17 protein-coding genes are annotated in these 14,751 nt (G+C 61.8%); 6 read left to right on the top strand and 11 right to left on the bottom strand.

All coding sequences use genetic code 11. The annotated features are described in order from the left end of the window. Window positions 1-12 precede the first annotated feature (12 nt). Entirely contained in the window at window positions 13-1,029 is a 1,017-nt protein-coding gene (locus ACIPSK_RS24995) for a DUF2125 domain-containing protein (RefSeq protein ID WP_162116797.1), read from the top strand. On the opposite strand, the gene ACIPSK_RS25000 is transcribed toward ACIPSK_RS24995, so the two are convergent. From ACIPSK_RS25000 to ACIPSK_RS25015, 4 genes are all read right to left on the bottom strand, one after another. Beyond that, the gene (locus ACIPSK_RS25000; protein WP_162116798.1) at window positions 1,026-1,445 is read right to left on the bottom strand and encodes a GNAT family N-acetyltransferase; all 420 of its coding nucleotides are present in this window, start codon (window positions 1,443-1,445) and stop codon (window positions 1,026-1,028) included. The two genes, ACIPSK_RS24995 and ACIPSK_RS25000, sit on opposite strands and share 4 nt — an antisense overlap. A gap of 8 nt (window positions 1,446-1,453) precedes the next feature. After that, complete coding sequence (locus ACIPSK_RS25005) at window positions 1,454-2,377, bottom strand: prephenate/arogenate dehydrogenase family protein (protein WP_017966342.1); 924 nt, start codon at window positions 2,375-2,377, stop codon at window positions 1,454-1,456. Beyond that, on the bottom strand, window positions 2,374-3,471 hold the full coding sequence (gene hisC / locus ACIPSK_RS25010; protein WP_210254180.1) for a histidinol-phosphate transaminase: 1,098 nt from the start codon (window positions 3,469-3,471) through the stop codon (window positions 2,374-2,376). Before hisC ends, ACIPSK_RS25005 begins: the two co-directional genes overlap by 4 nt. Before the next feature lie 222 nt (window positions 3,472-3,693). After that, window positions 3,694-4,485 carry a class I SAM-dependent methyltransferase gene (locus ACIPSK_RS25015; protein WP_162116800.1) on the bottom strand — a complete coding sequence of 264 codons (792 nt, stop codon included), beginning with the start codon at window positions 4,483-4,485 and terminating at the stop codon, window positions 3,694-3,696. Window positions 4,486-4,538: 53 nt separating this feature from the next. Here ACIPSK_RS25015 and gloB point away from each other — a divergent pair, with 53 nt between their 5' ends. Together gloB and ACIPSK_RS25025 are read left to right on the top strand one after the other, a co-directional pair. Continuing rightward, entirely contained in the window at window positions 4,539-5,309 is a 771-nt protein-coding gene (gene gloB, locus ACIPSK_RS25020) for a hydroxyacylglutathione hydrolase (RefSeq protein ID WP_162116801.1), read from the top strand. Further along, window positions 5,309-5,731: a cupin domain-containing protein gene (locus ACIPSK_RS25025; protein ID WP_162116802.1), complete on the top strand. Its 423-nt coding sequence runs from the start codon at window positions 5,309-5,311 to the stop codon at window positions 5,729-5,731. The genes gloB and ACIPSK_RS25025 overlap by 1 nt, the downstream gene beginning before the upstream one ends. Before the next feature lie 113 nt (window positions 5,732-5,844). On the opposite strand, the gene yddG is transcribed toward ACIPSK_RS25025, so the two are convergent. Both yddG and ACIPSK_RS25035 read right to left on the bottom strand, forming a co-directional pair. Continuing rightward, on the bottom strand, window positions 5,845-6,735 hold the full coding sequence (yddG, locus tag ACIPSK_RS25030; protein WP_162116803.1) for an aromatic amino acid exporter YddG: 891 nt from the start codon (window positions 6,733-6,735) through the stop codon (window positions 5,845-5,847). Window positions 6,736-6,765: 30 nt separating this feature from the next. Then, window positions 6,766-7,548, bottom strand: a complete 783-nt coding sequence (locus tag ACIPSK_RS25035) for a DUF3108 domain-containing protein (protein ID WP_162116804.1) — start codon at window positions 7,546-7,548, stop codon at window positions 6,766-6,768. A gap of 243 nt (window positions 7,549-7,791) precedes the next feature. Between ACIPSK_RS25035 and rpmB the strand changes: the two genes are divergently transcribed. Further along, the gene (rpmB, locus tag ACIPSK_RS25040) at window positions 7,792-8,088 is read left to right on the top strand and encodes a 50S ribosomal protein L28 (protein WP_003543341.1); all 297 of its coding nucleotides are present in this window, start codon (window positions 7,792-7,794) and stop codon (window positions 8,086-8,088) included. Between the two features lie 112 nt (window positions 8,089-8,200). Then, a complete protein-coding gene (locus ACIPSK_RS25045) occupies window positions 8,201-8,836 on the top strand; it encodes a queuosine precursor transporter (RefSeq protein WP_162116805.1) in 636 nt (211 codons plus the stop codon). A gap of 6 nt (window positions 8,837-8,842) precedes the next feature. Here ACIPSK_RS25045 and ACIPSK_RS25050 read toward each other — a convergent pair whose 3' ends face one another. The 5 genes from ACIPSK_RS25050 to ACIPSK_RS25070 form a co-directional block, all read right to left on the bottom strand. Beyond that, window positions 8,843-9,409, bottom strand: a complete 567-nt coding sequence (locus ACIPSK_RS25050) for an ATP-binding protein (protein ID WP_162116806.1) — start codon at window positions 9,407-9,409, stop codon at window positions 8,843-8,845. Window positions 9,410-9,466: 57 nt separating this feature from the next. Continuing rightward, window positions 9,467-10,489 (bottom strand): esterase-like activity of phytase family protein, encoded by a 1,023-nt coding sequence (locus ACIPSK_RS25055; RefSeq protein WP_162116923.1) that lies wholly within the window; start codon window positions 10,487-10,489, stop codon window positions 9,467-9,469. 13 nt (window positions 10,490-10,502) lie between these two features. Then, the gene (gene cobT, locus ACIPSK_RS25060; protein ID WP_162116807.1) at window positions 10,503-12,404 is read right to left on the bottom strand and encodes a cobaltochelatase subunit CobT; all 1,902 of its coding nucleotides are present in this window, start codon (window positions 12,402-12,404) and stop codon (window positions 10,503-10,505) included. Window positions 12,405-12,416: 12 nt separating this feature from the next. Continuing rightward, window positions 12,417-13,409, bottom strand: a complete 993-nt coding sequence (cobS, locus tag ACIPSK_RS25065; protein ID WP_017966331.1) for a cobaltochelatase subunit CobS — start codon at window positions 13,407-13,409, stop codon at window positions 12,417-12,419. Between the two features lie 310 nt (window positions 13,410-13,719). Further along, entirely contained in the window at window positions 13,720-14,337 is a 618-nt protein-coding gene (locus tag ACIPSK_RS25070; protein WP_017966330.1) for a J domain-containing protein, read from the bottom strand. 102 nt (window positions 14,338-14,439) lie between these two features. On the opposite strand from ACIPSK_RS25070, the gene ACIPSK_RS25075 reads away from it, so the two are divergent. Beyond that, entirely contained in the window at window positions 14,440-14,724 is a 285-nt protein-coding gene (locus ACIPSK_RS25075) for a BolA family protein (protein WP_017966329.1), read from the top strand. The last annotated feature ends 27 nt before the right edge of the window (window positions 14,725-14,751 follow it).

A 14,751-nucleotide genomic window follows, 5' to 3' on the forward strand; every position in this document is an offset into this window, starting at 1 on the left:
TTGGAGAACATCATGGCAGCGTCAAGCCGATCCGGCAGCAGCCAATTCGGCAGCGGTAAGAAATTCTGGTTGCTGGGTGGAGGTATCCTCCTGGTGATCGCGCTTTATACCGGCGGCTGGTTCTATGCGGCGTCGGCATTGAAGACCACGGTGCTGAAGGCGATCGCGCCACGCGACCAGGCAGGCGTCAGCGGCGAATGCTCCGATATCGAATTCCGCGGCTATCCCTTCCGTATCGGCCTGTTCTGCTCGAAGATCGACGTCGACGACAATGTCAACGGCGTCTCCGCCACCTTCGGCGCGCTGCGCTCGGCAGCACAGGTCTATGCACCCGGCAAGATTGTCTGGGAACTCGATTCGCCGGCCGAAATCCGCACCAGCAACGGCCTTTCGATCTCGGCCCAATGGACGAACCTGCAGGCGAGTCTTGCAACCCGACTGCAGGGCATCGACCACAGCTCGACCGTCATCGAGGGTCTGAAGGCGATGGCCGTCTCCTCCTACACCGGCCAGACCATCAGCTTCGATGCCGTCCGCACCGAAATCCATCTGCGCCAGAACGGCGCCGATCTCGATGGCGCGATCTCCGTGCAGGATGCGAATACGGCGATCAAGGACTGGCCGCAGATCTTTCCAAAAATGTCTGCCAGCATAGATCTGACCATCGCCGGCAAGGCCGGCCTGATCGACGGTAGTGATCCGAACGGTCTCAATGGCGCCACCGGCAACCTGCGCCGCATCGTCGCCGACATCGGCGACGGCAAGGTGATGACGCTGACTGGCCCCTTCTCCCTTGACGAAAAGGGTCTGCTCTCGGGAAAATTCAAGCTGGAGATCGAACAGCTCGGCCCCTGGGGCGACAGCCTGAAACAGGCCTTTCCGGATATCGCCTCGACCGTCAACACGGCGACAAAGCTGCTGAAGTCGCTTGCCGGCGGCGGCGACAAAGTCTCTGTCGATCTCGTCGTCGATCGTGGCAATGCGACCGTCAGCGGTTTCATTCCGCTCGGCCGGATTCCGCCGATCTAGCCGATGCGCTTGATGAAGAATACTTCCGGCACCGATTGCAGGCCGGGCAGCTCGATCGCGCCGGTTTCGCAAAATCCGTTGCGGCGATGCCAGTCCTGAGGCCGGCTTTCGTCGCATTCGCTCGACGTCATCAGCATACGGGCGCCGTCGCCGCGCATGGCCTCTTCCCAGGCGAGAAACAGCGCCGTTCCAACGCGCGACCGGCGATGGCCGGGCAGAACGCGGATCATTTCCATGTAGGGAACCCTGCCCCAGAAGCGGGAGAAGCGCAGGAAGCCGACAATCTCATCAGCCTCCCTGGCAACCAGATATTCGCCGAGCGCCACACAGCGCGATACCCATGCCTCACCGGCGCTCGCATCCTCGCGCACCAGCCAATCGATATCCGCCGGGCCGGCACGTGCCACCTCCACCATCGCGGCGGCTACTTCTTGTCCAGCGCGTGCCGGCCGAAATCCGGCGCATCGACATCCTGGCCGGCCTGGACGATCGAACGGCGGATGGCGCGTGTGCGGGTGAAGAGTTCGAAGATCTTGTCGCCCTCGCCCCAGCGGATGGCGCGCTGCAGATAGGCGAGGTCCTCCGAGAAGCGCGCCAGCATTTCGAGGATCGCATCGCGGTTGTGCAGGCAGACATCACGCCACATGGTCGGGTCGGAGGCGGCGAGGCGGGTGAAATCGCGAAAGCCGGAGGCGGAATATTTGATGACCTCAGACTCCGTCACCGTCTCCAGATCGTCGGCCGTGCCGACGATATTGTAAGCGATGATATGCGGCAGGTGCGAGACGATGGCGAGCACCTTGTCGTGATGCTCGGCATCCATTTCGTCGACCTTCGAGCCCAGCGTTTCCCAGAAGCTGCGCAGCCGCTTCAGCGCTGTCTCATCGGTATCCGCGACCGGCGTGAAGATGCACCAGCGGCCTTCGAAGAGGCCGGGGAAGCCGGCATCCGGGCCGGATTTCTCGGTACCTGCCAGCGGATGGCCGGGGATGAAATGCACATTATCAGGCATATGCGGCAGCATCTGTGCGATGACAGAAGCCTTTGTCGAACCCACATCGGTGACAACAGCCCCGGGCTTCAGGCTTCCAGAAATCTCCTTCGCCACACTTTCCGAAGCGCCGACTGGCACCGAGACGATCACCAGATCGGCATCCTTGACGGCATCCTGCGAGGACGTCGTGTAGCGGTCGCCGAGGCCGAGCTCTTCCGCACGCTTCAGCGTATCGGGGCTGCGCGTGGCGACGACGATCTCCCTTGCAAGACCAAGCCGTCTGATGTCGTAGGCAAGCGAAGAGCCGATCAGGCCGATGCCGATCAGCGCAATCCGATCGAACTGCACGCTCATGCCTGATGTCCCATGAATTCGGTGAGCGCGGCAATCACGCCGCGGTTGGCCTCTTCGGGGCCGATGCTCATGCGCAGCGCATTGGCGAAACCATAGCCGCGCACGGCGCGCAGGATGTAGCCGCGGCCCGTCAGGAAATCGTCGGCATCCGCGGCGCACTTGCCGTCGATCTCGGGGAAATGAATGAGGACGAAATTGGCGACGGACGGCGTCACTTTCAGCCCGATCGCCTCGAGCGCCTGGGTGAGCGTCTCGACCCACAGCTGGTTGAAGGAAACCGCCTGCTGGATGAAGGCCTGGTCGCGGATGGCAGCGGCACCGGCGGCGATTGCCGGCGCGTTCAAGTTGAATGGTGCGCGCACCCGGTTCAGCGCGTCGACGATCTCGGCCGGCGCATACATCCAGCCGACGCGCAACGCCGCAAGACCATAGGCCTTCGAGAAGGTGCGGGTCATCACCACGTTGGCATTGGAGGATACGACCTCGATGCCCGCTTCATAATCGTTGCGGCGCACATATTCGGCATAGGCGGCATCGAGCACGAGGACGACATGTTTCGGCAATCCGGCCTGCAGGCGGCGGATCTCGCTGACGGAAACATAGGTGCCTGTGGGGTTGCCGGGATTGGCGATGAAGACGATCTTCGTCCTCTCCGTCACCGCGGCAAGAATCGCATCGACATCGACGGTATAGTCTTTCTCCTTGACGACGACAGGCGTAGCACCCGCACCCAGGATCTGGATCTTGTAGACGAGGAAGCCGTGCTCGGTGATGATGCCCTCATCGCCGGCGCCGAGATAGACATGGCAGAGCAGGCCGAGCAGCTCGTCGGAACCGTTGCCGCAGAGGATGTTTGCCGGATTGAGACCGTGCACGGCGGCGATTGCCTCGCGCAGTTCGATCGCCTGCCCGTCAGGATAACGCCCCAGATTGTCGGCAACCGCCTTGAAGGCTTCGATCGCCTTTGGGCTGGCGCCGAGCGGCGTTTCGTTGGACGAAAGCTTGTAGACGCGGGCGACGCCCGGCGCATGTTCCTTGCCCGGCACATAGGCTGCGATATCGAGAATACCGGGACGCGGAACGGGCTTGCTCATCTCAACGCTCATGGGTTCCACCTTGGAATTGCCGGAAATCCGGGCTGAAAAACACCAAGTGGCATTAAAGCGGAATGCGATTGTTGTCGAGAGCTATGGGCGTGACACAAGCAGCCGGGGAACGCCGGAAACAGCGTCACCTCCAGCACAATTCCTCAAATCGGAATCGATTAAGGATAAAATTATGCAGCATTCAAAGTGCTACAGCGTTCTTTGCGCGTCTTAAAAGACGCGCGGCGCTGTCGTGCGTGTGGTCGGCACGCCATGCGGTGCGAGAACCGGCACGAAGACGCGGCGGGAGGCCCGCGCCGCAACCGGCAGCCCCTGATAAAGCCGCTTCTGCGCCTCGACGATAATGACGCCTGAAAAGGCCGGCCATAGCGTTCGGCCGATCCGCTCGAAGGCGCGGCGAAGGCGCAATATAGCCCTGAGCTTCGAGGGCGGGAAGAACAGCGCTTCAGCCGTCGCGCCCGGCGTGAAATTCGTCTCGCGCAGCAGACTTGTCAGCTGACCGCGGGAATAGGGCCGGCCCGAACCGAAGGGCGTATGTTCCATCCGTGCCCAGACGCCGCGCCGGTTCGGCACGACGATGACCAGCCGCCCGCCCGGTGCCAGCACCCGCCAGAGCTCCTTCAGCGTCTCGCGCGGGCTTTCGGCGAATTCCAGCGAATGCACCATCAGCACCCGGTCGATCGAGGAATCCGGCAGCGGCAGTTCCTCGTCGAAAATCAGCGCCGTCGTCGAGAGCGAACCCATCGGCCAGTTCACCGCGCCCTGTCCGGCCGGCATGAAGGCGAAGGTGCGTTCGGTATCGGCCTGGAAGCGGTCGAGGAAGGGCACCGCATAACCGAGGCCGACCAGACGCTCTTGCGGCAGCCGCACCCAGAGCGATGATAGTGCCATGGCGATCGACTGCTCGGCAAGACGTCCGAGCTCGGAGTGATAGAATTGGCGTAGGTCGACGATATCGGCGTGCATTGCGACAAATGTTATCAGCGGGCGGTTGGACTTCAAGGCCGGAACCTCTACATTTCCGCGAGACTCCTGGGATAAGGGATTATTGAACGATGAAACCTTTGGAATTAGACGTTTTTCTCTGCCGCACCGACAATTTCGGCGTTCTCGTGCACGATCCGGAGACAGGCTTTACCGCGGCGATCGATGCACCGGAGGAGGCGCCGATCCTGGAAGCGGCGACACGTCGCGCCTGGAAGATCACCCATATCTTCACCACTCATCATCACACCGACCATGTCACTGCCAACCTGGCGCTGAAGGAACAGTTCGGCTGCGAGATCATCGGCCCGATCAACGAGGCCATCGCCATTCCCGGCCTCGATCGGGCGATGGCCGATGGCGACAGCTTCCTTTTCGGCGATCACACGGTCAATGTCATCGAGACGCCCGGCCACACCGCCGGCCACATCTGCTATCACTTCGTCGACGATAAGCTGCTGTTTGCCGCCGACACGCTGTTTGCGCTCGGCTGCGGCCGGCTGTTCGAACGCCCTGCCGCCGATATGTGGCATTCCCTGCAGAAACTCGCCGTGCTGCCCGATGAGACCGCCGTTTATTTCGGCCATGAATACACATTGTCCAATGCCCGCTTCGCACTGACCGTCGATCCGGACAATGAGCGCCTCAAGAGCCGCGCCGCCGAGATCGAAGCCTTGCGCGCCGACGGCAAATTCACCATCCCGACGACATTGGGGCTTGAAAAGGAAACCAACCCCTTCCTGCGCGCCGCCGATCCGGCGATCCGCCGCAATCTGCTGATGGAAGGCAAGACGAACGAGGAAGTCTTTGCCGAGATCCGCAAGCGCAAGGACAATTTCTGATGTCGCCCGAGGACATCATCCGCGAACTCGGCATGCAGCCGCATCCTGAAGGTGGCTGGTACGTGCAGACATTCCGCGATACGGCGGGCGGGGAACGCGGCCACTCGACGGCGATCTATTATCTGCTGACCGGGGGACAGCGTTCGCATTGGCATCGCGTTCATGACGCGGCGGAGGTCTGGCATTATTACGCCGGCGCGCCGCTCTCGCTGCACCGCGCAGAAGACGGAACGGCAAGCGAGACCCTGACGCTCGGAACGAACCTGTCCGCCGGCGAACGGCCCCAGGCGATCATTCCCGCCAATTGGTGGCAATCGGCCGAAACCCTCGGCGATTTCACCCTGGTCGGCTGCACCGTCTCGCCCGGCTTCGAATTTTCCAGCTTCGAGATGGCGCCGCCCGATTGGAAGCCTGGCGGCTAGAGCATGATGCCGAAAAGTGTGAGCGGTTTTCGGGCAACATCATGCTCAAACTATCTAATTTAGAGCAGGATGATTTTAGGCCGACCAGGCCTAAAATCATCCTGTTCTAAGACCTACTCTGCTGCAGCAGACTGCGCCGGAATCTTGCGGCGGAACATGTCCTGGGCGGCGAGCACCGCCCCACCGGTGACGAGCACACAGGCGAGAGCGATGCGCCAGCTCGGCTCGGCAAATCCGAACAGCACCAGAATCAGAGTCGATAGCAGTGGTGCCGCGTAACTTGCCGCGCCGAGGATCTGGATATCGCCGTTCTTGACGCCGTAATCCCAGGCGTAGAAGGCAGCCCCGACCGGAAAGAGCCCGAGCCCGGCGACGGCGACCCACTCGAAACTCGTTGCCGGCCAGACGGTCGTCTCCAGGCCGAGATGGCAGAAGAACGACAGCATGGAGGTCGCAAGGCAGAAGCCGGTGACGACATCCGTGGAGACGGCGTCGAAACGCCGCGTCAGCAGCGAATAGCCGGACCATGTGAAGGCGCAGAGAAAGGCAGCCCCGTAACCGATGGCATAGGCGCCGTCGAAATCGATGCCGTTGCGGCTAACGATCAGGAAGGTGCCGCAAAGCCCGGCAAGCGCACCTGCCACATGATACCAGCGCAGCCGTTCGCCCGGCAGCAGCGCCGAACCGACGACGATCAGCAGCGGCCAGAGATAGGCAATCAGCCCCGCCTCCACCGCCGGTGCGTTCCGGAGCGCGGTGAAGTAGAGGAAATGATAGCCGAACAGCCCCGCAATGCCCGTTATCCAGACCCTGGCCGGCTGCTTCAGCAGCGCTAGCCGCGAAGGATTGAGGATAAGCACCACAAGGCCGGGAATGCTGCCGATCGCAAAACAGATGGCCGAAAGCTGGAACGGCGGCATCTTGCCGGAGGCGGCCGTCAACAGCGCCAGGAACGACCACATCAGGATCGCCGTAAAACCGACCAACGTCGCGCGAAGCTTCACCTGTCCCCCTTCACGGAGGCAGAAGCCCCGTCAGCTGTTGCTGCCGTATTTGACGGCAGTGATCGTCACCATTCCATATTCTGTTGGAATGCGCACATAGACAGGAGCGTATACATTTGCCGCGTCCGACTTGGCAAACCAGATTTCCATCCGGTTGCTCTTGCTGAGATAGTCGATGTCCTTGCGGCCCTTCTTGTAGCCCGAGCGCGGCACGAAGCGCACGCTGCAGACGGTTGCCTTGCCCTTGAAGCCGTTGGTGGAAAAATCCTCGTCGCCCTTCGGCGACAGCACCAGATCCATGCGCGTTTCGCCGTCGAAGATCGGCAGCGTCTGCGAGCAGACCTTGGTATCGCCGGTGAAGACCAGGCCGGAGATCGGGTCGAGCACCGAGCGCATGTCGCGCGGCGTGACGTCGATCCAGTTCTTCGGACGCTTCGGCGCCGGTGTCGTCGTCGCCGAGATGATATTGCCGTTGCGGTAGCTGACCTCGTAGACGCGGGCCTTCTTCTTGCCGCTCTTGTAGTAGAGCGAATATTTCTGCGCCTGCAGTCTGTCATTGCGCACGACACCGGTGACGCTGGTCTTTGCCGAAATCGTCGTGACGAGATCGGCAAGACCGGCGGAATTGATGTCGCCGGCGATCTTGTAACTGTGATCGTCCTCGATCTGCGTCAGGAACGCGGCGCGCGCGATCGGCAGGCCGGCGAGCGCCACCCGGTATTCCGTTCGATGCTGGATTTCGGCCGCCGATGCCGGTATGGCAAGGAGCGCGGCAATGGCCGAAATGAAAATCCGTCTGCCCGAATGAGCCATGGAAAAAAGCCTTGTCTTGTCGCGCGCTGGCAGCTCTTGTTAAGCGCTCTATACTCCTGCCGCGAAGGGAAGAAAACAGCAGCTTTTTGACAGAATTGCGGGAAAGGCCAAGGTTTGGCTTGACGCGAGCAGCCTGTCTGACTATAGAACCGCAACTTTCCAATCATGCCCGTTGGATTGCGCGCCTGGCTTTGCCGGGAATGGCAATTCGATGGCCCGAGAAAAAACAAGAATAGGTGTTCCATGTCCCGCGTGTGCGAATTGACCGGCAAGGCCGTCCTGACTGGTAACAATGTCAGCCATGCCAACAACAAGACCAAGCGCCGGTTCCTGCCGAACCTGTGCCAGGTCACGCTGATTTCCGACGCTCTCAACCAGCGTTACCGTCTTCGCGTTTCGGCTGCCGCTCTTCGCACCGTCGAACATCGTGGCGGCCTCGATGCCTTCCTGCTGAAGGCCAGCGAAAACGAACTGTCGATGCGCGCCCGTCTGCTGCGCCGTCAGATCGCCAAGAAGACCGCCGAAGCCGCTGCTGCGTAAGCTTCTGCCTTTCTTTCATACGGCTTCAAAAGGCTTGAACGGATAATACCGGACAAGCCTTTTGCTTTGCCGGTTTGCTCCTCCGACTGGTGGCATCACCCAGGATAAAAAAATGCTGAAGACCCGCTATACCATTGCCTATGTCGCGCTGATGACGCTCGTCGTCGTCGCCTCGAACTTCCTCGTCCAGTTTCCGCTGAACGCCGAAGTTGCCGGCATCAACCTCGCCGACATCCTGACCTGGGGCGCCTTCTCCTATCCGATCGCTTTCCTGATCACCGATCTGACCAATCGTCAGTTCGGCCCGCGGGCAGCCCGCAAGGTCGTCTTTGCCGGCTTCGTCGTCGGCGTGACGCTCTCCTTCTTCACTTCGGTGCCGCGCATCGCCATCGCTTCCGGCTCGGCCTACCTCGCCGGCCAGCTGCTCGATATCGCCGTCTTCAACCGCCTTCGCCGTCAGGCCTGGTGGCGCGCGCCGTTGGTCGGTTCGCTGATCGGCTCGGCGCTCGATACGGTGATATTCTTTTCGTTGTCCTTCGCCGCGTTTTTTGTCTTCCTCGGCCCCAACGATCCCTTTGCGCTCGAGGCAGCCCCCCTCCTCGGCGTCTTTGCCGCGGAGGCTCCGCGCTGGACTTCCTGGGCGATCGGCGATTTCGCCGTGAAGATGATCGTCGGCCTTGTCATGCTGCTACCCTATGGCGCGCTGATGAACGTGCTGCGGCCGATGCAGGCCGCTCGCGCCAGCTGATTTAAGTTACCGACGCCGCCGGATCGCACCGGCGGCAATGGCCGGGTGCAGCAGCACCTCTGCTGCCAGATCGTCGATACCTAGCGATGAATCGAGCCGCAGCACCGGCACTGTCTGCGTTTCCAGCCATTGCTCATGTGCCGCAAGGCTGCGGCGTTCGGGACCGGCCGTGTCATAGCTCGCCGCCCATTCCAGAAACTCCCCGCTCTTGACGGCCATGTCGCCTCCGGGCCTGATTCTGTTTCCGTATCGGGCAATCTCCCGCGCGAGGATGCGCGTCATTCTAAGCTCCGGATCGATCCTGAGGAACACGATCAGATCGTAGAGTGGCTCAATCGGCCTTCCCCATTTCAGCGCCGATCCGGAGAGAACCCAGCCTTCATGCCGCGCGACCTCATCGAGCAGCAGCCTGATGCGGTCGTCGGCATCCCTCGGCGTCGTGAACGGCGGATCGGTCGGCAGCCAGAAGAAATCGTCGGTGTCGAGATGGGCAATATCGAGCTTTTCGGCGAGCACAAGGCCGAGCGATGTCGTGCCGGAACCGGACGCGCCCATGACGTGAATATGCACCATGATTTCCTCCGCAGGCTGCCACCGATGCCGCGGGCGGGATAGCCGAGACCTATGACATCAGTTTGACGCTTTGTGTTCGGCCTGTTCGGAAAGCCGGAACTCCAGCATCAGATTGCGCTGCAGGATCGAATGATTGTCGTCCGACAACAGGATGATATGGGTCGTGCCGTCGGCGGCCTGAAAGGCATCGAGCCCTTCCATATTGTCGATCTGCGAGTTGAAATTGCCTTCCAGCAGCAATTCGCCGTCAACAATGGCGCCGGGCCTGATATCGGCACCCTTGATGCGCCGAAGACGCATGCCGATGCCTTCGGCCATGTTGAAGCGGCGCTCCAGCAGCAGCAGGTCGCCGTTCGGCAGGAAAGCACCATCGGTGATGTCGAAGCTGCCGTCCCGCTCGACCGAGAAGCGCCCTTTCAGCGGTCCGCTGAGAATGGCCGCCAACCGGTTGCCGTCACTGTCGAGACCGCGTTCGGTGACGATAACCACACCGCCCCGCAGCGGGCTGGATGCCGGCGCCACGGTGATGGTCTCGATGCCGCGGTTGTCGTCCAGCATCTTCCGCGGGATAATAATCGGCAGGGTGGCGATCGCTCCCGAGCCGGCAAAGCCAGGATCGGGATAGACATCGACGCGATGATCCTGCTCGAAGGAGACCAGTATCCAGTCGCCGTCGAGCGCCAGGCCCTCGGCATCCATATGTCCCTTGCCCTCGAAGCTGCGCCCGGCGCTGTTCTTCATCGGCGTGATCTCGACATCCGAGAGACCCGAAAGCCTACCCTTGACGTCACGCTCGATGCCGCCGGTCAACCACTGGCCGGTATCGAGCACGACGACGAAATGTTTCTGGTCCTGCCGGAAACGGATGGAGGAGAGCGAGCCGAACAGCGCTCTGCTAGAGACCATCTCCAGCCCGCCGAGAAATTCCAGCGAGCCGAATGTCGTCTCTGAAGAGCCGATCCTGAAATCGGAGATTTGCCGGCTAATGACCGGCACGTCGTCGCCGGCCCATGACGAGGAAGCGCCGGCTGCGAGGCAAAGAGCGATTGACGCCGCACGGCAGAGGCGCTTGACCATCATTCTTCCAGCAGCGTCAGCCGGCACGGCGTATCCGGCCGCCGCGCGGCTGGACGGATTGGTCCTCGAACAGCGAGGCAAGCTGCTCGGTCATCGCACCGGCAAGTTCGTCCGCATCGACGATCGTCACGGCGCGGCGATAGTAGCGCGTCACGTCGTGACCGATGCCGATCGCCAGCAGTTCGACAGGCGAACGCGTCTCGATCTGCTCGATAACGGCGCGCAGGTGCCGCTCCAGATAATTGCCCGGATTGACCGACAGCGTCGAATCGTCGACCGGCGCGCCGTCCGAGATCATCATCAGGATGCGGCGCTGCTCGCGGCGTGCAAGCAGACGATTATGCGCCCAGATCAGCGCCTCGCCGTCGATATTTTCCTTGAGCAGACCCTCGCGCATCATCAGCCCGAGATTGGCGCGTGCCCGCCGCCACGGCGCGTCGGCCGATTTGTAGATGATATGGCGCAGGTCGTTGAGGCGGCCCGGCGTTTGCGGCTTGCCGCCGGCAAGCCAGTTTTCACGCGCCTGCCCGCCCTTCCAGGCCTTCGTCGTAAAGCCGAGGATCTCGACCTTGACGCCGCAGCGCTCCAGCGTGCGCGCGAGAATGTCGGCGCAGGTGGCGGCCACCGTGATCGGCCGGCCGCGCATCGAGCCGGAATTATCGATGAGCAGGGTGACGACGGTGTCGCGGAACTGGGTGTCGCGCTCCATCTTGAAGGAGAGCGCCTGCATCGGATCGATGATGATGCGCTGCAGCCGGGCCGGATCGAGATAGCCCTCTTCCAAATCGAAATCCCAGGAGCGGTTCTGCTGCGCCATCAAGCGGCGCTGCAGCCGGTTGGCGAGGCGGCCGACGGCACCTTGCAGATGCGCCAGCTGCTTGTCGAGGAAGGCGCGCAGGCGCTCCAGCTCGGCGGCGTCGCAAAGTTCCTCGGCGGTGATGATCTCGTCGAACTCTTCGGTAAAGACGTGATAGTCGACCTTCTCGTTGAAATCGGCGAAAGGCGTGTTTGGACGGCGGGTCTCGCCCGGCGTTTCCGAATCGTCCTCGCCTTCTTCCATCATGTCGTCGTCGGAGATTTCGGCGCCCTCGGTCTCGCCGTCCTCCATCTGCTCGTCGGCGACCTCGCTGTCCTCGACAGGAGCGGCATCCGTGCCGGCATCCTCGTCGACCTCGTCCTGATCCTGCTCGTCGCCGCTCGACTGGTCTTCCTGCTCCGACTGGTCGTCATTGTCGGCATCGCTGTCGTCGTCGCCGTATTCCTCGGCCATTTCCATGGCCGACAGCATGTTGCGGATGACCTTGGCGAAGGCCTGCTGGTCGTTGATCGCGCTCGACAGGTTGTCGAGTTCGGACCCTGCCTTGTCCTCGATGAAGCCCCGCCAGAGGTCGAGCACCTTGCCGGCGGTTTCAGGCGGGCGCTGGCCGGTCAGCTTCTCGCGCACCATCATCGCAACGGCTTCGCCGACCGGTGCGTCTTCCTGGCGCTCGATGCCGGTAAAATTCGCCTTGGAATATTTCTCTTCCGTCATGGAGCGCAGGTTCGACGCCATGCCCTCCATGCGCAGCGCGCCGATCGATTCGACGCGCGCCTGCTCGACAACATCGAAGATCGCCCGGGCGTCCGAGCCCTGCGGCGCCATCGTCGTGTGCACTTTCTCGTCATGGCAGGCAAGGCGCAACGCCATCGAATCACCGAGCCCGCGGGTGACCGCCAGCTCATGCGCCGTCGGCCGCTTGGAAAGTTCCGGCAGCCGGATGCGCTCGCCGGTCATCCCCGGCCGTTCATTGGCAAAGGTCACCTCGACATCGCCGTCGCCGGCGATCGAGCGCACGCAGCCGGTTATCGCCCGGCGCAGTGGCTCGACGTCGACAGGCGCGCCGGGCTTTGCTTTCGAATTGTCACCGCGAGCTGCCATGATCGGTCGGCCTCAAGCTCCGAGAACGATATTGGCGGCACTTTCCTTCAGCTCGACGCCGAAGGCGCGCTGATAGTGCTCGGCGACCAGCGGACGCTCCAGCTCGTCGCACTTGTTGAGGAAGGTGACGCGGAAGGCGAAGGCCAGATCGCCGAAGATGTCGGCGTTTTCGGCCCAGGTGATGACGGTGCGTGGGCTCATGACCGTGGACAGATCACCGTTCATGAAGGCGGCGCGCGTCAGGTCGGCGACACGAACCATCTTCGAAACGGTCTCACGGCCGCCCTTGTCCTTGCCGAAGCTCTTCACCTTGGCGGCGACGATATTCACTTCGTGATCATGCGGCAGGTAGTTCAGCGTCGTGACGATCGACCAGCGGTCCATCTGCGCCTGGTTGATCTGCTGCGTGCCGTGATAGAGGCCGGTCGTGTCGCCGAGGCCGATCGTATTGGCGGTCGCAAACAGGCGGAAGGCCGGGTGCGGCCGGATGACGCGGCTCTGATCGAGCAGCGTCAGCCGGCCGGAGGATTCGAGCACGCGCTGGATGACGAACATCACATCGGGACGGCCGGCATCATATTCGTCGAAGACGAGCGCGACATTGTGCTGATAGGCCCAGGGCAGGATGCCGTCCTTGAATTCGGTGACCTGCAGTCCGTCCTTGACGACGATCGCATCCTTGCCGACCAGATCGATACGGCTGACATGGCTGTCGAGGTTGATGCGCACGCAAGGCCAGTTGAGCCGCGCCGCCACCTGCTCGATATGCGACGACTTGCCCGTGCCGTGATAGCCGGAGATCATCACGCGGCGGTTATGGGCGAAGCCTGCGAGAATGGCGAGCGTCGTGTCGCGGTCGAAAAGGTAGTCGGTATCGAGGTCCGGCACATAGGCGTCGCCCTTGCTGTAGGCGGGAACGCGGATGTCGGAATCGATACCGAAGACCTCTCGGACCGAAACGGTGGTATCGGGCAGTTCTGAAATATCCAGGTCGATCTTGCTCATCATGTCTCCAAGGCGGGTGCTGCCACCCGGCCATACTGTCTCAGGCCATGTCGCAACCCAGACGCCGCGTTTTTTATTCCGCGCCCGTCCAGGTCGGAACGTCGGCGATACTTCTCCGGGACTGAAACGAAACCTCGGCGGGATAATGACCGCGTGCGAGCATTCTTGAAAGAGTCCCAGACAAGAAACGCCGCGTCCGGAAGGTCGGCGGAGGCGATGTCGGGAAAACGCACAAATATGAGCCGCGTTTGCCTGCGGCCTCAGCCGATTTGGACCATACCCGATTGAAGCCCAAGAGCAAGGACGGGAATTAACAAAAACCGTTCTGCTTCAACAATTGATAGGCCTGTATGACGGCGCGGAAACGCTCCTCCGAGCCACGGTCGCCGCCATTGGCATCCGGATGGTGTTTCTTCACCAGTTCCTTGTAGCGGCTCTTGATCTCCGCCGATGTCGCATTGGCGTCGAGGGCCATCGTTTCGAAGGCCTTGGTCTCCAGCGATTTTAGCTTGCGCGCCTGGGGGAAACGCGGTCCGCTGCCCTTGCCGCCTTCCTTGACGAAGCCGAAGGGATCGCGAACGCGGGTATAGGCGCCGGAGCGGATCTCCGAATGCAGCGGACTGTCCTTCGCCGCCTTGTTGACGCCGACCGTCCATGTCGGCCGGTGGCCGGTGATCGCCTCTTTCTGGTATCGCGCGATCTCGCCGTCCGAAAGACCGGAGAAATAATTGTAGCCCTTGTTGTATTCCTTGACGTGCTCGAAGCAGAACAAGAAGAACTGGCCTTCGGCATTGCGGCCGACCGGAGCGCGATGCGCCCCCTTCTTGTCGCACCCGTCCCATTGACAGGTAGGCGGCGCCTGCTCTGTCTCCGGCTCGCGTTTGCGGCGTGTTCGGATGCGATCGAAATATTTGGAATCAAGTCTCATGACGGCGCTAATTATGGGGCTGTCGCGAAGCGACAACAAGAATTGACAAACGGGAATGTTGCAGGCTTGGTAGGAACCCTTTTCGCGAACCAGCAAGACCGGATGATGACCCTGCGAACCCGCATCGAAGAAAAACTTATCAAAGCCTTCGCGCCCGAACGCCTGAGCGTCATCGACGAAAGCCATCTGCATGCCGGCCACCAGCCTGATATCACGGGCACCGGCGAAACCCATATGCGGGTGAGGATCGTTTCCGGAAAATTCGCCGGCATGTCGCGGCTGGCCCGCCACCGGGCAATCACCGACCTGTTGAAACCGGAGCTCGATGCCGGTCTGCATGCGCTGGCCGTCGAACCGGCTGCACCTGATGAACCGACCCGCTGGTAGCGGCACGCAAGCCCATATAGGCGTTGG

The sequence above is a fragment of the Rhizobium sp. LARHSG275 genome, assembly GCF_052871115.1.